This window comes from Saccharopolyspora tripterygii, assembly GCF_054778355.1.
Genome location: NZ_BAAGZP010000018.1, coordinates 98977 through 117466 on the forward strand (window position 1 = coordinate 98977; position 18490 = coordinate 117466).

18 protein-coding genes are annotated in these 18490 nt (G+C 68.9%); 7 read left to right on the top strand and 11 right to left on the bottom strand.

All coding sequences use genetic code 11. The features are described from left to right. Positions 1–20: 20 nt before the first annotated feature. Positions 21–779 carry an EI24 domain-containing protein gene (locus ACYVF3_RS14345; RefSeq protein WP_461154706.1) on the bottom strand — a complete coding sequence of 253 codons (759 nt, stop codon included), beginning with the start codon at positions 777–779 and terminating at the stop codon, positions 21–23. Between the two features lie 161 nt (positions 780–940). Here ACYVF3_RS14345 and ACYVF3_RS14350 point away from each other — a divergent pair, with 161 nt between their 5' ends. Further along, positions 941–1945 carry an iron-siderophore ABC transporter substrate-binding protein gene (locus ACYVF3_RS14350; protein WP_461154707.1) on the top strand — a complete coding sequence of 335 codons (1005 nt, stop codon included), beginning with the start codon at positions 941–943 and terminating at the stop codon, positions 1943–1945. Positions 1946–1994: 49 nt separating this feature from the next. On the opposite strand, the gene ACYVF3_RS14355 is transcribed toward ACYVF3_RS14350, so the two are convergent. The 8 genes from ACYVF3_RS14355 to ACYVF3_RS14390 form a co-directional block, all read right to left on the bottom strand. Continuing rightward, a complete protein-coding gene (locus ACYVF3_RS14355) occupies positions 1995–4094 on the bottom strand; it encodes a PLL family lectin (RefSeq protein ID WP_461154708.1) in 2100 nt (699 codons plus the stop codon). 53 nt (positions 4095–4147) lie between these two features. Continuing rightward, positions 4148–4771, bottom strand: coding sequence for a DUF4232 domain-containing protein (locus tag ACYVF3_RS14360; RefSeq protein WP_461154709.1), 624 nt, complete (start codon positions 4769–4771; stop codon positions 4148–4150). An 87-nt stretch (positions 4772–4858) separates the two neighbouring features. Then, a complete protein-coding gene (locus ACYVF3_RS14365; protein ID WP_461154710.1) occupies positions 4859–5488 on the bottom strand; it encodes a DUF4232 domain-containing protein in 630 nt (209 codons plus the stop codon). A gap of 407 nt (positions 5489–5895) precedes the next feature. Beyond that, positions 5896–7161 carry a pyruvate dehydrogenase complex dihydrolipoamide acetyltransferase gene (locus ACYVF3_RS14370; protein WP_461154711.1) on the bottom strand — a complete coding sequence of 422 codons (1266 nt, stop codon included), beginning with the start codon at positions 7159–7161 and terminating at the stop codon, positions 5896–5898. A 25-nt stretch (positions 7162–7186) separates the two neighbouring features. After that, positions 7187–8182: an alpha-ketoacid dehydrogenase subunit beta gene (locus tag ACYVF3_RS14375; protein WP_461154712.1), complete on the bottom strand. Its 996-nt coding sequence runs from the start codon at positions 8180–8182 to the stop codon at positions 7187–7189. Positions 8183–8331: 149 nt separating this feature from the next. Further along, positions 8332–9447 (bottom strand): pyruvate dehydrogenase (acetyl-transferring) E1 component subunit alpha, encoded by a 1116-nt coding sequence (pdhA, locus tag ACYVF3_RS14380; protein WP_461154713.1) that lies wholly within the window; start codon positions 9445–9447, stop codon positions 8332–8334. 24 nt (positions 9448–9471) lie between these two features. Then, on the bottom strand, positions 9472–10932 hold the full coding sequence (lpdA, locus tag ACYVF3_RS14385) for a dihydrolipoyl dehydrogenase (protein ID WP_461154714.1): 1461 nt from the start codon (positions 10930–10932) through the stop codon (positions 9472–9474). A gap of 559 nt (positions 10933–11491) precedes the next feature. After that, positions 11492–12700 carry a PucR family transcriptional regulator gene (locus ACYVF3_RS14390; RefSeq protein ID WP_461154715.1) on the bottom strand — a complete coding sequence of 403 codons (1209 nt, stop codon included), beginning with the start codon at positions 12698–12700 and terminating at the stop codon, positions 11492–11494. Between the two features lie 303 nt (positions 12701–13003). Between ACYVF3_RS14390 and ACYVF3_RS14395 the strand changes: the two genes are divergently transcribed. Further along, positions 13004–13156 (top strand): hypothetical protein, encoded by a 153-nt coding sequence (locus tag ACYVF3_RS14395; protein ID WP_461154716.1) that lies wholly within the window; start codon positions 13004–13006, stop codon positions 13154–13156. On the opposite strand, the gene ligD is transcribed toward ACYVF3_RS14395, so the two are convergent. Beyond that, positions 13153–14148, bottom strand: coding sequence for a non-homologous end-joining DNA ligase (ligD, locus tag ACYVF3_RS14400; RefSeq protein WP_461154717.1), 996 nt, complete (start codon positions 14146–14148; stop codon positions 13153–13155). The genes ACYVF3_RS14395 and ligD overlap by 4 nt on opposite strands. Positions 14149–14302: 154 nt before the next feature. Between ligD and ACYVF3_RS14405 the strand changes: the two genes are divergently transcribed. From ACYVF3_RS14405 to ACYVF3_RS14425, 5 genes are all read left to right on the top strand, one after another. Beyond that, positions 14303–15040 (top strand): DsbA family protein, encoded by a 738-nt coding sequence (locus tag ACYVF3_RS14405; protein WP_461154718.1) that lies wholly within the window; start codon positions 14303–14305, stop codon positions 15038–15040. Further along, entirely contained in the window at positions 15037–15663 is a 627-nt protein-coding gene (locus ACYVF3_RS14410) for a vitamin K epoxide reductase family protein (RefSeq protein ID WP_461154719.1), read from the top strand. The genes ACYVF3_RS14405 and ACYVF3_RS14410 overlap by 4 nt, the downstream gene beginning before the upstream one ends. A 99-nt stretch (positions 15664–15762) precedes the next feature. Next, entirely contained in the window at positions 15763–16203 is a 441-nt protein-coding gene (locus ACYVF3_RS14415; RefSeq protein ID WP_461154720.1) for an ATP-binding protein, read from the top strand. Then, positions 16200–17009, top strand: a complete 810-nt coding sequence (locus tag ACYVF3_RS14420; RefSeq protein WP_461154721.1) for an RNA polymerase sigma factor SigF — start codon at positions 16200–16202, stop codon at positions 17007–17009. Before ACYVF3_RS14415 ends, ACYVF3_RS14420 begins: the two co-directional genes overlap by 4 nt. An 86-nt stretch (positions 17010–17095) precedes the next feature. Then, positions 17096–17245, top strand: a complete 150-nt coding sequence (locus tag ACYVF3_RS14425) for a hypothetical protein (RefSeq protein ID WP_461154722.1) — start codon at positions 17096–17098, stop codon at positions 17243–17245. 94 nt (positions 17246–17339) lie between these two features. Here the strand turns inward: ACYVF3_RS14425 and ACYVF3_RS14430 are convergent, their stop codons facing one another. Beyond that, positions 17340–18122 (bottom strand): M23 family metallopeptidase, encoded by a 783-nt coding sequence (locus tag ACYVF3_RS14430; protein ID WP_461154723.1) that lies wholly within the window; start codon positions 18120–18122, stop codon positions 17340–17342. Between the last annotated feature and the right edge of the window lie 368 nt (positions 18123–18490).

Genomic DNA, 18490 nt, shown 5'->3' on the forward strand with positions numbered 1-18490 from the left:
ACTCTAAGCCGTCGCGGACATCACCCGGTGGAGACGGCGCCGCGCTCGTCGAGGACGCGGTGGGCCAGCAGGGTGCCGCCCACCACGGCAGCGGGAATGATCAGCAGCTGGAGCACCGGCACCAGGCACAGCAGGTAGGCGGGCAGGCCGAAGCCCAGCGTCATCGCCTTGTGCTCGCGGAGCCTGCGGTGGCGTTCGCCGAAGGCCAGTCCGCGCCGCTGGAACACCAGGCCCACCATCTCCATGCTGATCACCCACGCACCGAACAGCGCACCCAGCACGGCGCCCGCGATCTGCCCTGCGACCGGGATGAACCCGATGACCAGCAGCACGATCGCCCCGATCAGCGCCACGACGACGAGCTTGAGCGAGTCCCGCACTCCCCGTCCGAGCTGGCGGGCGAAGCCGGCGCCGTCGTCGGAAGCGTCCAGCCCGAGCTGCTTCTCGGCCTGCTCGGCGATGTGCTCGTAAAACGGTCCGCCGATGAGCAGCGTGAGCGCGATGAACGAGATCGACCCCAGCACGGCCGCCGCTCCCACCAGGGCGACGCCGAGCAGGATGCGCAGGCCGCTGCGCGCGAAGTCCGCCCAGCCGTCGGCGAACGGGGTCATCCAGGTCGTCAGGTCACCGCTGAAGTAGATCAGCGTTCCCAGGCTCCCGAGCAGCAGAAGTGCGCTGATCAGGGCGGGGATGGCGCCGAGCAGCAGCAGCTTCGGGCTGCGCAGGATGATGCCCAGACCGGACCCGAGGCTGCGGATTCCGGTGGCGAACGAACTCATGCGACAACTCCCGTGATCGGCGATCTTGATCCACGGTAGCGCGCGCTCGGTGAGCAGATTCACCGATCGACCGCAGCTCGATCGCAGCGTGGGTTAGGTTAGCCTCTCTTGTGCTAGCACTTCGGGCGGTGAACCCGGAACCGGACGACAAGGACTCCGCTATGACTCCTCCCCCCAGCTCGATCGGCCGTCGCGGCTTCCTGATGGGCGCGACCGGACTCGTCGCGGCGGGCCTGGCCGCGTGCAGCGGCGGCGGCGCGAACCCGAGCGGGAACGCACCGTCCGGCCCCGGTTTCCCGGTCCGCATCCCCAACCGCTACGGCGCGGCCGACCTCCAGGCGGCACCGCAGCGGCTGGTGACGCTGGGCATCACCGACCACGACGTCCTGCTGCCGCTGGGCGTGATCCCGGCGGGCCTGACGAAGTGGGGCCCGTGGGAGAGCGGAGTCGGCCCGTGGGTGGAGCCGATGCTGGGCGGCCGGCGACCCAAGGTGTTCGGCAGCGAGGTCGACGTCGAAGGCGTCATCGCCCAGACCCCCGATGCCACGATCGCGGTGCAGAGCGCCTTGACGCAGGAGCAGTACAACCGGCTGAGCACCTTCGCGCCGGTCGTCGCGCAGCCGCCGAACTCCATCGACTACGGGATCAACTGGCGGGTGCAGGCTGAGACGATCGGCCAGGCCCTGGGCAAGCAGGCCGAGGTCGCCCGCCTCATCGAGCAGACGCAGGCGCGCATCGACGAAACCCGAAGGGCGAACCAGATCTTCGAGGGCAAGACGCACGTCACGGTCCGCACCGACGCCGCCGGGACCTACGCCGCCTACACCAAGCAGGACGCCCGCACGGCGCTGCTGGAGCAGCTCGGGCTGCGCTTGTCCCCCGCGATCGAGGGGATGGACAGCGGCGGGAAGTTCAACGTCAAGGTCAGCAAGGAGCAGGTGTCGCTGCTGGACGCGGATGTCGTCATCGTGACCACCGCCAAGGCCACCGACGTCGAGGCCGTGCGCAAGGACCCGCTGCTGAACAACCTCCCGGCCGCCAAGCGGGGCTCGCTGGTCGTGCTCGACGACTACGACCTCACGATGGCCCTGGGCTCGGCAACGCTCTCCAGCATCCCCTTCGCCCTGAACCACCTCACCCCCAAGCTCCTCGAAGCCCTCTCCTGACGTTCGCGGGGGATTCGAACTTCGCGCGAAGTTCGAATCCCCCGCCGCGCTACGCCTTGAGCGAGTCGACCAGGTCCGCCCAGGGCTCCCACGAGGAGTCCGGGTCGGGCTGGCCGGAGGTCACCATGTCGCCGTCGTGGCCGACGCCGAACAGGGTGGAGGCGCCGTCCGGGCGGCTGATGGCGACCGGGTCGCCACCCAGCGAACCGCCCAGGTCTGTCCAGGCGGACCAGCCGCCGTGGGCGGACTGCTGCTCGGCGGTGTGGATCGCACCCGAGGTGTCGCGGACGAACACCTCGACGCGTCCGCCCGGGTTGACCGCGATCGCCGGCGTCCCGGTGAAGTCACCGCCCAGGTCGGACCAGTTGCCGCCTTCGCCGGGCCGCTCCACGCAGTAGAGCTGCTGGTCGTCGCCGACCGCGAGCAGCACCACCACGCCGTCGGGCAGGGTCACCACGACCGGGTCCCCGGCCATGCTGCCGCCCAGGCCCTTCCACTCCGACCAGCCCGCGCCCGCGGTGCCCTGGGTGGACATCACGACCTCGCGCTGGGAGTTGCGGGCGAACACCGACACGGCACCGTTCGGGCCGAGCGCGATCGCCGGACGGCCGATGAGGTCGCCGCCGTGGTCGTCCCAGTCGGTCCAGTGCCCGCCACGACCGGCCTGCGCGGCGCTGTGCAGCTTGCCGTCCTCGCCCACGGCGAACAGCGCGATCGCACCGTCCGGCCGCAGCACGGCCACCGGGTCCTCGGCGATCGCACCCCGCAGACCGATCCACGGGCTCCACTTCGCCCCCAGCTGCGGGCAGGACGAGGTGATCACCTCACCGTTGCGGTCCCGCACGAAAACCGCGGTCGAGCCTGAAGGTTCGCGCACGACGACCGGACGACCCGCGGGCTCGCCACCGATGCCCAGCCAACCGACCCAGTCACCACCGGGCGAAACCTGCCACGCCGTGACGACCTCACCGGACGTGGAGGTCGCGAACGCCGACAGCGCACCATCCGCACCGGGCAGGATCCACGACCCGAACACGGTCGGCACCACCGGCTGCGGCGGCGGAGGCGGAGCAGGAGCAGGCGCCGGAGGCTGCTGCGGCGGCGGGCCCTGGTGCGGCGGCTGCGGCGGTCCCGGCGGCTGACCGTGCGGCGGAGGCGGATTCGGTCCGGGCGGCGGCTGCGGCGGCGGGTTCGGTCCCGGTGGCGGTGCCATGTTCAGCGCCCGCTCGGTGTCCTGGATCAGCCTGTGCGCCTCGGCCTCGTGCTGGTCGTAACGATCGCGGTACTGCTTCGCGGGCCTCTGCACGTCAGCAGCGATCTGCCCGGCGGTGCGATTCGGGTCCTTCCGCTCTTCCCTGATCGCCGCTTCCAGGAACTTGTGCGCCGCGTAGTTGACGTTCAAGACCTGTTCAGGTGCGCCCCAATCCTGCGACGGGCGCTGCTGGAACACGCCCAAGGAGTCGTGGTCGCGAGCACCGTCGATGTTCGACATCCGAGATTCGACCAGTCCGGTCTCGAATGCCGCGAGCAAGAGCTTCTGCGAAACCTGCATCTCCTTGGCGACCAGGTAAACGGTCCGCATGACCTCGGGGTCGGGAGGCCCCGGCTTCCCCATCCGCGGGGGTGGGCCGGGCGGTGCGGGAGGAAGCGGGCCGGGACCAGGCGGAGGCGGCGGGACGGGCTGCCCCTGAGGAGGCTGACCCTGCGGCGGCTGCGGTGGTGGCGGCGCGCCACCGAGGATCGGCAACGTCCAAGGCCGCCGGTCGTCACACGCCGGCGAGTTCATCACGGAGATGTGGAAGTGCTTCGCGTGCGGGTTGCTACCGGTGTACTTGGTCCACTGCCACGGACTTTGCCCAGGACGACTGTCCATGATCAGGCCGTTGGCGATCACGTACTTGATCCGCGGGTCGCGACTGGCCGCGAGTTCGTCGGTGATCCGGTTGATGTCGACGCCGTTCTGAGGATCGTGCGTGATGTCCACCGCGGTCACGATTCCCGGACCGACCCACGGGTTGTGGTCGCTGTCCCGAGATTGGTGCGACGCATCACCGATGGTGCCGTCGCTGGCCTTGTTCCGTTGCGGGAACGCTGCGTCGAACTGGGCGAGCAGTGTTTCCAAGCTGCCCGCGAGTCGCCAATTGGCCATCTTTCTCCCCTTGTTTCTCTGAGCCTGTTCGTCTGCGGGAGTTCAGGAACGGATCAATCCGAGCGGAGGTGGGTTCGTTCGACGCGACGATCGCCGCAGACCGTGCCGAAGTTCCAGTCCAGCGTGATCGGCTCCGTGTTGTCCGGCGGGTAGATGCGCACCTTGGCCGGGTCGTCGACGCAATCGCCTGTCTGGTAGATCCAGTACAGCTCCTGGGCCACGCCCTCACGCGTGCCGATGCTCATCCATTCGGCAGGCGGCGTTCCCGCCTTGTCCACGAAGGTCGCGGGCATGACGGCGCCGGCTCGGTCGAGAAACTCGATCCTCGCGTCGCCGTGAACCGTGCACTCCTTGGCTCCGACGTTGGCCAACCGCAGCTTCGTGCGTGATCCTCCGGCGGGCTGCGTGGGGTCGTCGTGCAGCCCGACAAGCGTGTCCGGGTAGAACCGGGCTCGCAGCTGCGACGTCTGACACGGCTTCTGCGTCGGGATCTCCTCCGGATGACTGACCTTCGTCTCCGAAGAACCGCCCTGCTCCGAGGTCTCCTCCGAGGAATCCTGCGATTCGGTGGTCTCCTGCGGCGCTGGTTGGGTCACCGTCACCACCGCCGGTGGTTGCTGCGCCTGCGGCGCTTGCTGGCCGCAGGACACCGTCACCGCCGCGGTCGCGGCGATCAACGCGCCTAGGCGCTGCGTTCTCGTTCGAAACACTGTCAGTCAATCCCCCTGCACTTCACTGTTCTTCTTGGTTCGCAGGTCCGCTGGTCAGCCGCCCCAAACGTTGCGGAACGCGGTGGCGTCGACGAGCCCGCCACGGCAGACCGCGCCACGGCCCCAGACCGACTTGATCGTCTTGTCATCCCCGGGCGGCGTGAACTGGAGCGTTTCCGGTTCCACGCACGGGGATTGGTAGATGTCCCAGGTCAGGTCCAGCGCGGCGCTCTGGCTCTGCTCGATCGTGACCGTCGGCGGGTTCGCCTGCAGCCGGTTCAGCTTCGTGTCCACCGGCTTGCCGTAGTAGTCCACGAACTGCAGGCCGCCGTAGCCGCGCATCTGACACGGACGACTGCCGATGTTGGTGACCTTCAGCGTCATGTGGTGGCCGTCGGCCTGCGGGTAGTTCGGATCCAACTGCAGCTGCAGCTCATCGGCAGCGCACGCGAGGCCATCTTCTGCCTCAGGTTCCTTCGACTTCGACGTCGCCTCCGAAGAATCCTCAGTGGACTCCGTGCTCGCCTCGGAACTGCTCGTCGCACTCCCCTGCGGCGCGGGTTGGGTCACCGTCACCACCGCCGGTGGTTGCTGCGCCTGCGGCGCTTGCTGACCGCAGGACACCGTCACCGCCGCTGTCGCAGCGATCAACGCCCCCAGGCGCTTCCCCCTGATTTCCAGCACTTCGCGGACCTGTCCTCCTCTGTTGCACTTCGGCCGGAATCCGGGGCGGGAGTCTTCCAACCGCGATCGCGCACCAATGCCATTTCGATCAAAACGAAATCTAGATCACTGAAAAAGCCCACAACCTGGCAAAGACCAGCCAGCAAGACAACCCGATCGGCGGTACATCCAATCCGATCCGGATTGTTAAACGCGCGCAAGAAATAGGTACTCCTACTCAAATCCCGAACAATTCCGGAATGCGAAAAGGCCGCCGACGGAACTCAATCCGGCGACGGCCGCCCCACGTGAAGATCAATTGTTGGTGCCGACGAGCGAGCGCTCCGCACTCGCCCGGGAACGCGAAGAGCGGCCGCCGCCGACTCGGGGGAGGTCGGCGGTGGCCGCTCTTCGCTCTCGCGACCGGATCAGGCGATGATCCGGAGCGGGTCCTCCAGGAGCGAGGTGAACTGCTGCAAGAACGCGGCACCGACCGCGCCGTCGACAGCGCGGTGGTCGGCCGAGAGCGTCACGCGCAGGATCTTGCGGGCCACGAACTCGCCGTCGCGGACCTGGACCTCGTCGCGGGCCGCGCCGACGGCCAGGATCCCAGCCTCCGGCGGGTTGATCACCGCGCTGAACTGCTCGATGCCGAACATGCCCAGGTTGGAGATCGAGAAGGTGCCGCCGGACATCTCGTCCAGCTTCAGCTTGCCCTCGCGCGCCCGTCCGGCCAGCTCACGGCTCTCGGTGGCGATCTCCGACACGCTCTTGCGGTCCGCGTCCTTGACGACCGGCACCACCAGACCGCCCTCGATCGCCACCGCGACGCCGAGGTTGATGCGCTTGTGCTGCAGCATCTTGTCCCCGGCGAAGGAGACGTTGACGCCGGGGTTGGCGCGCAACGAGGTCGCGACCGCCTTGACGATCAGGTCGTTGACGCTGACCTTCGGGCCGCCCGCGGCCTGCAACCGCTCGTTGAGGTTCCCGCGGAACTCCAGCAGCTCGGTGACGTCGATCGCGCTGGTCAGGTAGAAGTGCGGCGCGTTCTGCTTGCTCTCCGTCAGGCGCTTGGCGGTCACCTTCCGGATGTTGGACAGCGGGACCTCCTCGACGTCGTCGCTGACGACCGCAGGCGCGGTCTGCGACGCGGGAGCCGGGGCCGCCTCGGCAGGAGCCGGAGCCGCAGGAGCCGAGGACGCGGCGGCCTCGATGTCGGCGCGGATGATCCGCCCGCCGGGGCCGGAACCCTGGACGGAGCCCAGGTCCACGCCCTTCTCCTTGGCGACGGCCTTCGCCAGCGGCGAGGCCTTCGGCTTGCTCCCGGACTCGGCCGGGGCCGCCGTCTCGACCGGAGCCGGAGCCGGGGCCGGAGCCGCGGGCGCTTCCTCCGCAGCGGGTTCGGCGGCGGCCGGAGCGGGAGCGGCGGGCGCCGGAGCCGCCTCGGCGGCTGCGCCGGAACCGTCGCCCAGCACCGCGATCGGCTCCCCGATCGGCACGGTCGTGCCGGCCTCGACCAGGATCTTCTCCAGGACCCCGTCGTCGTAGGCCTCCAGCTCCATGAGGGCCTTGTCGGTCTCGATCTCGGCCACCACTTCGCCGCGCGAGACCTTGTCGCCAACCTGCTTGTGCCAGTTGGCGATCACGCCCTCCTCCATGGTGTCGGAGAGCCTCGGCATCTGAATGTCAGTCATCGTCTTCCTCAGGTGAGCGCGGGACTCAGCGGCGGCGGCCCACCGCGTCCAGGGTCTGGTGAACGGCGGCGGTCAGCGACTCCGCCGACGGCAGGGCGGCACGCTCCAGCGGCTTGGCGTAGGGCAGCGGCACCTCGGCCGCCGCCACGCGCCGCACCGGGGCGTCGAGGTAGTCGAAGGCACCGTCGGAGATGGAGGCGGCGATCTCCGCGCCGATGCCGTAGGTCAGCCAGTCGTCCTCGGCGACCACGGCGCACCCGGTCTTGCGCACCGACTGCACCACGGTGTCGCGGTCCAGCGGGCGCAGGCTGCGCAGGTCGATGACCTCGGCGTTGATGCCCTGCTCGTCGTGCAGCTTCTCGGCGACCTGCTGGGCGACCGTGGCCATCCGGGAGTAGCCGATGATCGTGATGTCGGTGCCCTCGCGGGTCACCTTCGCCTTGCCGATCTCGGCGGGCTCCACCACGTCCGGGACCTCGCCCTTGGTGTTGTAGAGCGCGAGGTTCTCCAGGAACAGCACCGGGTCGTCGTCCCGGATGGAGGCCAGCAGCAGCGCCTTGGCGTCGGCGGGCGTGCTCGGCGCGACGACCTTCAGGCCCGGTACGAACGCGTAGTACAGCTCGATGTTCTGCGAGTGCGTGGCACCGAGCTGCTGGCCACCGCCGCCGGGGGTGCGCAGCACCATCGGGACGCTGGTCTGGCCGCCGAACATGCCGTAGATCTTGGCGGCGTGGTTGACGATCTGATCCAGCGCGACCAGCGAGAAGTTGATCGTCATCAGCTCGACGACCGGGCGCAGGCCCAGCATCGCGGCGCCGACCGCCGCACCGACGAAGCCCTCTTCGGCGATCGGGGTGTCGCGCACGCGCTTCTCACCGAACTCCTCGAGCAGTCCGGCGGTGATCTTGTAGGAGCCTTCGAAGACTCCGATCTCCTCGCCGATGAGGAACACGTCCTCGTCGCGCCGCATCTCCTCCTGGAGGGTGTCGTGCAGCGCTTGGCGATAGGTCATGAGTGCCAAGGGAATTTCTCCTGACAGCGGGAAGCAGCGGCCTCGTGTCCTGAGTGTGGGGAAGTTTTCATGAAAACTTCCCCACACTCAGGACCACGGGGATGCGAAACGTGGCGGGGTGTCGCAAAAACCGCAAGGGGACGTGAAGGGAGACCTGCTCAGCCGGCGACGAACAGCGGGTCGGCCGGCAGGCGGCGCGAGTCGTTGGCGACCGGCGTGGCGTAGGTGTAGTCGAACAGCGTCTCGACGTCCGGGTGCGGGCTGTCGTCGGCGAAGGCCACGGCGGCGTCTGCCTCGGCCTGCGCCTTGGTCTCGATGTCGGCCGCGGCGGCCTCGTCGAGGATCCCTGCGTCGATCAGCTCCGCGCGGAACTTCGCGACGGGGTCGGCCTGCTTGGCCTTCTCCATCGACTCCGCGTCGCGGTACTTGCCCGGGTCGACGACCGAGTGGCCCTTCAGCCGCTCGCTGGTCAGCTCCAGCAGCGCCGGACGACCCGTCTCGCGGGCCTGCTCGACCAGCCGGGACGACGCGTCGCGGACAGCGAGGACGTCGGTGCCGTCCACGCGCTCACCGTGCATCCGGTAGGCCGCCGCGCGCTTGTAGAGCTCCGATTCCGCCGAGGACTTCTCGACCGTGGTGCCCATGCCGAGCTGGTTGTTGATGACCACGAAGATCACCGGCAGGTTCCACAGCGCGGCGATGTTCAGCGCCTCGTGGAAGGCGCCGATGTTCGTGGTGCCATCGCCCATCTGGCACATGACGACCTGGTCGCCGGAGCGGTAGTCGATGGCCAGCGCGGCACCGGTGGCCAGCGGGATCTGGCCACCGACGATGCCGTAGCCGCCGAGCAGACCGGCCTCGACGTCGAACATGTGCATCGAACCGCCCCAGCCCTTGGAAGTGCCGGTGGAGCGGCCGTAGAGCTCGGCCATCACGCGACCCGGCTCGATGCCCTTGGCGATGGCGTAGCCGTGCTCGCGGTAGTTGGTGAACAGCAGGTCGCTCTTGCGCAGCGAGCGCATCAGGCCGACGACCGTGGCCTCCTCACCGAGGTTGAGGTGGCAGTAGCCGCCGATCTTGGCCTGCGTGTAGCCCTGGGCCGCGCGCTCCTCGAAGCGGCGGATCAGCGTCATCTCGTAGAAGTAGTCGCGAAGCAGCTCCGGCGACTCGCCCGAGAAGCGACCCCGCTCAGCGGCCCGCGCCGAGGTGGAACGCCGCGTCTTGGTCGCGCCGGTGCGCGTGGACGGCTTGCTGCGGGTGGCGGTCTGTGCCATCGCGGATCCCCTTTTCTCTTACCTCTAGCGCTTTTTGGGCGGTGCTACGTGGACGGGCAGGCCGAGGGCGTTCATCGCGGCCTCCATGCCGACCTCGCCGAGGGTCGGGTGGGCGTGGATGGTCTCCGCGAGCTCGTCGAGGGTGGCCTCCAGGCCCATGGCCAGAGCGCCCTCGGTGATCAGGTCGCTGGCGGCGTGGCCGATGATGTGCACGCCCAGGACCTCGCCGTACTTCTTGCCGGCGACGATCTTCATGAAGCCCTCGGTGTCGCCGTAGCTCTGCGCGCGGCCCAGCGCGGCGAACGGGAACTTCGAGGCCACCACGTCGTGCCCGGCGTCCTTGGCCTGCGCCTCGGTGAGGCCGACGGAGGCGATCTCCGGGTGGGTGAACGTGGCGGCTGGGATGACGTCGTAGTCGATCGCGGCGTGGTGACCGGCGATGGTCTCCGCGGCGACGACGCCCTGGTGCGAGGCGACGTGCGCGAGCAGCGCCTTGCCGGTCACGTCGCCGATGGCGTGGACGTGCTCGACGTTGGTGCGCAGCTTGTCGTCGACCGTGATGAAACCGCGCTGGTCGGTGGCGATCCCGGCCTTGTCGAGGTCGAGGCTCGCGGTGTTGGGCTTGCGGCCCACGCCCACCAGCACGAAGTCGGCGTCGATCTGCTGTGGCTTCGCGCCGTCGACGGTGACCGCCAGACCGCCGTCGGCCTGGTCGACGCGGGAGACGGTGGCGTCGGTGAGGACCTTGATGCCGCGCTTGCTGAACGAGCGGCCCAGCGCCTTGCCGACCTCGGCGTCCTCGGCCGGGACGAGGGTCTTCTGCATCTCGATGATGCTGACCTCGCTGCCCAGGGTGTTGAACAGCGTCGCCCACTCGGCGCCGACCGCGCTGCCGCCGATGATGGCGATGCGGTTGGGGACCTCGGTGAGGCCGAAGGCGCCGTCGGAGGTGATCACGCCGGGCAGGTCCGCACCGGGCAGCGGCAGCTGCACGGGGACCGAACCGGTGGCGATGATGACGTCGGTGGCCTTGACCTGATCGATCGGCTTCGCGCCGGTCGGCTCGGCGGCGTAGCGGGGGCCGTCGGCGCCCAGCGGGGACTCACCGGTGGCGTAGACGTCCACGGTGGTCGGGCCGGTGAACCGGGCGTGGCCGTTGATGACCGTGACGCCGTTGCCCTTGAGCAGGCCCGCGACGCCGTCGGTCAGACCCTTCACGACGCTGGCCTTGCGGCGGGTGATCGCGTCGTAGTCGATGCTGACGCCCTCGACGTTCACACCGAAATCGGCTGCGTGCAGCACGGTTTCGTAGACATCGGCGGATCGCAGCATGGCCTTGGTCGGGATGCAGCCCCAGTTCAGGCAGACACCGCCGGGCCGCTCCTTCTCCACCACGGCCACCGAGAGACCGCGCTGCGCGGCCCGGATCGCGGCGACGTAGCCACCGGGGCCGCCGCCCAACACCAGAAGGTCGAACTCCTGCACTTCGCTGTGCTCCTTTGAACGCACGCGCCGGTCAATCGACGACCCGGCTCAGGAGCGGGCCATCCACATCCAGAGTGTCGTGAGCACGACCACGTTCGCGCTATGCCCTGCCGCCCAGACTTTGAGACGGCCAACTGTGCAGTGTGCACATCGCATGCCGTGATGGGCACAACACGTGGCTCCGCAGTTACTCAAGGGAGCCGCGACCCCCGTCACATGCGGAACACATCCAGGCACAAAACCCCAGCGCCTGCGGTTACGCCCACTACCAGCGAAAAGAACCCAAATTTTTCCAACTATGCCCACTGCACAATCGCACCCCGAGTGGCCTCGATCGTCGGAGGAGCCGCTCCGCGGGGTTCGGCGGTGCTCACCAGTGGGCAGTTTTGGTCCGAACCGTCCATGATCGATATCCGTTTCGCCCGGTCAATTCGGACCAAAACTGCCCCCTGGTGCCCCACACCTCGACGCGAGGGGATTTCTCGACGGCCCTCGGCCCTGGCCCTGGGACCCGGGGGCCTTGGGGCGGGAGGCCTGGGGACCTTGGGGCCTGGGGTGTTCAGGTCTGGGGGTCGTTTCGGAGGTGGAGGGTGGAGAGGGCGAGGGAGAGTGAGACGTAGGCCGTGCGGCCGTGCAGGGGCTGGCCGATGAGCGTGGTGATGCGGTGGAGGCGGTTGAGGACCGTGTTGCGGTGGCAGTGCAGCCGGACGGCGGCGTTGGCCGTCGAGCAGTTCTCCTCCAGCCAGGCCCGGAGCGTGTCCAGCAGCATGTCGCGTTCCTTGACCGGCAGCGCGAGGACCGGGCCGAGCTGCGTCTCCAGGAGCCGCTGAGCCAGGTCCGGCGACTGGACGAGCAGCGCCTCCGGAAAGCGCTCCTCCAGCGTCACCAGTTCCGCGGCACCGGGCGCCGACGTGCCCAAGGTGGTCAGCGCCAGCTGGTGCGCGAGCCCGACCTCCGAGAGCCCCTGCACCTTCGGAGACACCGCCACGCGGGCGCGGGCGAGCGGGCGCAGAGCGTCCAGCGCCAGCTCGGCGGGATGCTGCTCCAGCGCGATCAGGCCCACCAGCGAGTCGGCGCGAACCTGCCAGACCGAGCGGAAGTGCAGCGCGGCCAGCGCCTCGGAGTGGCCGCGCAGCGCGAAGCCCGCGTCGTCGGTCATCTCCGCGACGACCACCAGGTACGCACCGCCGGTCGGCAGGTCGAGCTCCTTGGCCGTGCGCTGGGCGAAGGCGACGTCGCGGGCGCGGCCGGCCAGCAGGTCCTCCACCAGCGCGTGCCTGCGCTGGTCGTCGCGGCGGAGCCGTTCCAGCTCGGTGTTGCGGTAGAAGGTCGACAGCGTCGAGGACAACCCGTCGATGACCCGCCATATCGAGGTGGCCACGCCCAGCACCGAGTCCGGGTCGGCGCCGTCGCGGTGCGCCTGGTCGACCAGCGCCTCCCAGACGACGCGTCCGCCGAGCCGGAACGTCCGCAGCATGACCTCCAGCGGCACGCCCTGTTCGGCGCGGCGTCTGCCGATGGCCGCGGCGACGTCGTCGTCGCGATCGGAGATGTCGACCTCGCCGCTGAGGATCTGCAGGATCCGCTCCAGGTACTGGCGGCAGCCCTCCCACAGATCTTCCTTGGGCACCGGCCGGTAATCGGTCCACTCGGGGTTGTCGGTGAAGATCGCCGACATCAGGCGCTCGGTCAGCGCCGGGACGTCGTCGAGCCCGGCTCTGGCCAGCGCGTGAGTCACGTTCGGGAGATCGGCAGGATCGGCTACCACGCCCTTCGACGATACCGGTCAGCGCGACGCGGCGAGGCCGCGAACGCCGATTCGCCGCGAGTCGGCGCCTAACCGGAGGGTCACTGATCCATCACTTAACGCGTCCGCGGTTCGGTGCCGGACGAACCGAAACGGCCTGGCGCAGCAGAATGTTCCGAGTCACACCGAGAATGTGCGGCGACGCGGGTAACGCCTCCGCCGCCTGCGGCGACACCTACTGTGGGACGACGGTCTTCGGCGCTCGCCGAGAAGCCCCGCCCTTCACCCACTTCGCACGAGAACGTCTTGAGGGAGAGCAGCGCGATGCAGATCAACAGCCGCACGATCGTGTCGGTTGTCGGAACGGTTTCGATGGTCGTGCTGACCGTTCTGCTCGCGGTGTCCACTCATCCGAACGATCCGGCGCAGCAGATCCACCCCGCGGCCAACCAGTCGGCCATCGTCGCCGAGCGCTAAGCCTCGCGCCGGACGTCTTGGGCCGGTTTGTCGTTGCGCAGCCCCGAGAACTTCGGGTGGCGGAGCTTCCCGTCGTCGGTCCACTCGCTGAATCCGACCTGGGCGACCAGTTCCGGCTCGACCCAGTGCGTTCCCGGTTCCCGGATCGCGTCGGCGAACGGTGACTCCGGCCGGGCGAGGTCGTCCATGGTCGCGGACAGCTCGCGCAGGGTCCGCTCGTCGTAGCCGGTGCCGACCTTGCCCGCGTAGCGCAGGCCCTCGGCGTCGTAGTAGCCGACCAGGAGCGCGCCGAAACCGGAGCGGGAGCCCCGCGGATCGGTGTAGCCGCCGATCACGAACTCCTGGCCGGAGACGCACTTGAACTTCAGCCAGTCCCGCCCGCGCCCGGACCGGTAAGGCCGGTCGGCGCGCTTGGCGATCAGTCCTTCCCAGCCGCGCGCGCACGCCTGCGCGAAGAACTCCTCGCCGTCGCCGCTGCGGTGCTGGCTCAGCCGCAGCGGATCGGTGAACTCGAAGCACTCGCGCAGCAGGCGCTTGCGGGTCCGCAGCGCGAGCCCGGTCAGGTCCACGCCGCCGAAGGCGATCAGGTCGAAGGCGTAGTAGTAGATCGCGACCCCGGTTCGCCGCGCGGTGGCCGCGCTGGTCAGGTTCATCCGCTTCTGCAGCCGCGCGAAGCTCGTCCTGTCGCCCTCGAAGGCGACCACCTCACCGTCGAGCACGAAGCTCGGAGCGCCCTGGGCCGCGAGGGCGTCGACGATCTCCGGGTAGGCGGTGTCGACCCGCTTGCGGTTGCGCGACCACAGCTGCGGCTCACCACCGTCCGCTCCGGCGATCAGCCGGACCCCGTCGAGCTTGCGCTCGTAGATCCAGTTCTCGTCGGAGAACTCGTGGTGGGTGAGGGTGGCCAGCGCGGGCGGGTACCACGTCCCGCCCTGCCAGGCCCGCAGCGCGGAACGCGCGTCCTCGTCGAGCAGGCCGGCCAGATCGGTCATGCGCCTCAGCATCACCCCAGGTCGGATCACCGACAAGCTGAGAGGTGCCTGTGAGAGCGCTGTGAGTCGACCCCCGCAGAAGTTCCCGACCGGGTGAATGCGCGAGACTGGTTTGGTCGGTTCCCCTCACAACCGCCGAAGGTGAATGCGCGCGATGCCGAAGAACCAGAACCCGGTGACTCAGAAGAGCGGGGTCTCCACCAACATCATCCTCACCGTCGTGGTGGTGGTCGTCGCAGTACTGGTGATCGGTGGTGTGCTGCTGCTCAACCGCTCCGGCGACAGCGGTACCGGTGGCGGATCCGGCCAGCCGCCGGTGGCGGCCGAGTTGCTGCGCAAGCCCGACAGCAACGTGCTCACCGAAGCACCCGACGGCAAGGTCACCGTGACCGAGTTCCTCGACTACCAGTGCTCGACGTGCCACGCGTACTACTCACAGCTCATGAAGAAGGTCGAGAACGACTACGCGGGCCGGATCACCCTCGTCCCGCGCAACTTCCCGCTGCAGATGCACCCGCTGGGGCAGAACGCCGCGCGCGCCGCGGAGGCGGCCGCGCTGCAGGGCAAGTTCAAGGAGATGTACCACGCCCTGTTCGACAACTGGGCCGACTGGGCGACCGTGAACGCGAGCGAGCTCAACAGCGACGAGGCCAAGGCCAACGCGAAGTTCGAGCAGTACGCGCAGCAGATCGGCCTGGACGTCAACCGCTTCAAGCAGGACATGGTCTCGCCCAACGTCCAGTCCAAGATCGACCGCGACGTGGCCGACGGCGAAGCCGCCGGGGTCTCGGGGACACCGACGATCTTCATCAACGGTCAGAAGTTCGAACCCAGCGGCGACAACGTCGAGCAGTCCTTCCGCCAGCAGCTGGACCAGGAGCTGGCGAAGTGACCACCGCCCACGCCGTCGAACAAGCCGCGCCCGACGCGCAGCGGCCCCCAGCCGGTCCGCGGGGCCTGGCCTGGCTCTACGTCGTGGGCGGCGTGATCGGGCTCGGCGCCTCGTTCGCGCTGATCGTCGAAAAGCTCGCCAAGCTCGCGAATCCGGGCTACGTCCCCTCGTGCAGCATCAACCCGATCGTCTCCTGCGGTTCGGTGATGGACAGCTCGCAGGCCGCGCTGCTGGGCTTCCCGAACCCGCTGATCGGGGTGGCCGCGTTCCCGGTGGTGGTCACCGCCGGGGTCGCGGTGCTGACGGGGTTCCGCCCGCCGCGCTGGTTCTGGCTGGGCATGCAGGTCGGCACCACGCTCGCCGTGGTGTTCATCCACTGGCTGATCGTGCAGAGCCTGTACTCGATCGGGGCGCTGTGCCCCTACTGCATGGTCGTGTGGGCCGTGACGATCCCGCTGTTCTGGTACACGACCCTGCACAACCTGCGCGAGGGGCACTTCGGCGGCGGCCGGTCCCTCGGCGTGGCGCTGACGCGGTTCCACAGCGTCGTGGTCGTAGTGTGGTACGTCGTGATCGTGGCCCTGATCCTGCAGCGGTTCTGGGATTACTGGACGAGCCTCTGACCGGGCGTCCGTTTGCTCGACCGGGGTCACGGGTATCAGTTAGCCGCAAGGGCAGGTCACCACGAGTGAACGCCGCTCCGAGATGAGGTGGTCGGCGAGATGAGCGTGGAACGCGAGGTCGCCCAGGTGGATCCTGAGACTTCCGCTCCGAACCAGGTCGAAGTCCGGGTGCCGGCCGAACCCGACCAGCTGTCCGTGATGCGGGCCGTCGTGGGCGACCTGGCGATGCGGGCCGATCACGACGTCGACTCGATCGCGGACCTGAGGTTGGCGGTCGACGAGGCGTGCTCCTCGCTGGTTCGGCTGGCCGCACGGGACGCTCCCCTGGTCTGCCGGTTCCGGCAAGCCGGAGAGCAGTTGTCGATCACCGCAGAAGTACTCAGCAAGAACGATTCTGGGCCCCGCAAGGACACTTTCAGCTGGCGCGTGCTCAGCGCGCTGGCCGACGTTGTGTCAACCTCGGTCGAGTCGGATCCCACTGCCAACGGAAACCACCTGGTGCGGATCGAGTTGACCAAGGGACGGACGGCTCAGGTGTGAGACGAGCGGATTCCACTCATTCGCGCAACGAGCGCTACGACAAGCTGGCGCCGCTCTTCGTTGAGCTCGCGAAGCTGGACGAGAAGGATCCGCGGCGCCCCGAACTCCGCGACGAGCTGGTCACCGAGCACCTGCCGGTGGCCGAGCACATCGCCCGCCGCTTCAGCCACCGCGGCGAGTCCCAGGAAGACCTGGCCCAGGTCGCGGTGCTGGGCCTGATCAACGCCGTCGACCGCTTCGACCCGGACCGCGGGGTCGACTTCCTGTCCTACGCGGTGCCGACGATCATGGGCGAGGTCCGGAGGCACTTCCGCGACACCGGCTGGGCCGTGCGGATGCCCCGCCGGCTGCAGGAGCTCCACTTGTCGGTCTCCGGCGCGATCGCCCGGCTCTCGCAGGAGCTGGGCCGCGCGCCCACCCCGTCCGAGCTGGCCAAGCACCTCGGCATCAGCACCGACGACGTCTACCACGGGCTGGAGGCGGGCAACGCCTACCGCAGCGCCTCGCTGGACGAGCTGCTCACCGACACCGACGAGATCCCGCTGGGTGACGCGATCGGATCCGACGACGCCGAGCTGGCCGAGGTGGAGAACCGGGAGATGGTCCGGCCGCTGCTGGAGGAGCTGCCCGAGCGGGAGCGCCGCATCCTGGTGATGCGCTTCTTCCGCGGCATGACGCAGACCCAGATCGCCGAGCAGGTCGGGATCTCGCAGATGCACGTCTCGCGGTTGCTGTCGCGGACGCTGGTGTGGTTGCGGCAGCGCATCGACGACGACGCGCACGCTCCGCAACCGACCGAGCCGTGAGGAATTGAGTAGAAGAGCGGATTTCCCGCCCAGTCCCGTCGGCTAGCGTTGTTCTTGATCGAAGCAGAGCAGCCGAGGGAGGACACGTGGGTGCGCGCATCGACCTGGCGAAGCTCGCAGGCGACACCGACCACCAGGACCGGCCCGCCGACGAACCGGTGACGGCCCGGCGGCCGCTCTCGCTGCCGCGCAAACTGCGCCGCAGGCAGGACCCGAGCAGGACCACCGCGCACTGAGCCCCGGCCCGACGGGCGGGCGCCGGGAGTGGTGAACCGCCCGGGGTCAGTCGGGGGAGGCGGACCCCGGGCGGTTGTTACTGGTCGACGTCGCTCAGGTGACGTCGATGCCGCGCTCGCGCAGCCACGGCAGCGGGTTGATCTTGGTCCCGTCCTCGTGAACCTCGAAGTGCAGGTGAGGTCCGGTGGACTGGCCGCGGTTGCCGATGGTGGCGATCTGCTCGCCTGCACCGACCCGCTGCCCCTCCTCGGCCAGGATCGTGTTGACGTGGCCGTAGACGGTGACCGTCCCGTCGTCGTGCTCCACCCGGACCCACATGCCGAAACCGCTGGCCGGGCCCGCGTCGATGACCTCGCCGGGCGCGACCGAGTAGATCGGCGTGCCGATGCTGTTGGCGATGTCGATGCCCATGTGGCTGCTGCCCCAGCGCGAGCCGAACCCGGAGGTGTAGCGGCCTTCGGCGGGGACGTGGAAGCCGGCGGCCTTGCGCGCCTTCTCCTCAGCGGCCCGCTTCGCCTCTTCAGCGGCCTCAGCCGCCTGGCGGGCGGCTTCTTCGCGGACGATGCGCTCGGCCTCGATGGCCTTCGCCTTGGCCAGCTCCTGCGCTTCGGACCGCTCCTCGACCTGGGCCGGGAGCTGGGCCTTCAGCAGCCGGACGGCTGCGGGACTGTTCTGCGTTCCGGTGATTGCGGTGCTCAGGTTCTTGGCGCCGGCCAAGGGCTGAACGTCGCGCTGCTGACCGGCGCCCGCGTTCGCGGCGAGGGGTTGCCCCACCGCCGCGAACGCGCCGCCGGCCACCACCGCAGCCACAACCTTGTTGCGGAGCGGAAGACCGGCGGTCGGGGGGAGCCGGTCTTCCTTGCGATGCTTGCCCATCACTACCTTCCGTCGGGGGTCGGTCCGGCCACTCCCGCGTTTCGGGGGTGCGGGCAAGAGCTCCTCGGGGAAAGAGATCTCGTCGTGATCGAACCGTGACGTGCGGATCAGAACGTAGCTGACAGTCACAGGGGGCCGCAACCGATGGGTCACTCAGCAGATGGTTCACCCGTCTGCGCCATACATATCGTGACTTTTAGTGACGCTCAGAGATCGCTGTTCGATAACACCGGAGACCCGGCATTCGCAACGCGAGCGCGCCTTTCCGCAACCGGAGGCGACCACTCCGACAACCTTGATTCGAACAATCCACGCAGGTCACGAGAGCGGCCACCGCTAGATCGTCAAGGCGCGCAACAGCTGCCGGA

Bases quoted from the DNA above. Each gene is read 5' to 3' on its own strand.
- ACYVF3_RS14345 (WP_461154706.1), bottom strand. From the start codon at position 779: ATGAGTTCGTTCGCCACCGGAATCCGCAGCCTCGGGTCCGGTCTGGGC.
- ACYVF3_RS14350 (WP_461154707.1), top strand. From the start codon at position 941: ATGACTCCTCCCCCCAGCTCGATCGGCCGTCGCGGCTTCCTGATGGGC.
- ACYVF3_RS14355 (WP_461154708.1), bottom strand. From the start codon at position 4,094: ATGGCCAATTGGCGACTCGCGGGCAGCTTGGAAACACTGCTCGCCCAG.
- ACYVF3_RS14370 (WP_461154711.1), bottom strand. From the start codon at position 7,161: ATGACTGACATTCAGATGCCGAGGCTCTCCGACACCATGGAGGAGGGC.
- pdhA (WP_461154713.1), bottom strand. From the start codon at position 9,447: ATGGCACAGACCGCCACCCGCAGCAAGCCGTCCACGCGCACCGGCGCG.
- ACYVF3_RS14395 (WP_461154716.1), top strand. From the start codon at position 13,004: ATGCAGATCAACAGCCGCACGATCGTGTCGGTTGTCGGAACGGTTTCG.
- ligD (WP_461154717.1), bottom strand. From the start codon at position 14,148: ATGACCGATCTGGCCGGCCTGCTCGACGAGGACGCGCGTTCCGCGCTG.
- ACYVF3_RS14405 (WP_461154718.1), top strand. From the start codon at position 14,303: ATGCCGAAGAACCAGAACCCGGTGACTCAGAAGAGCGGGGTCTCCACC.
- ACYVF3_RS14415 (WP_461154720.1), top strand. From the start codon at position 15,763: ATGAGCGTGGAACGCGAGGTCGCCCAGGTGGATCCTGAGACTTCCGCT.
- ACYVF3_RS14430 (WP_461154723.1), bottom strand. From the start codon at position 18,122: ATGGGCAAGCATCGCAAGGAAGACCGGCTCCCCCCGACCGCCGGTCTT.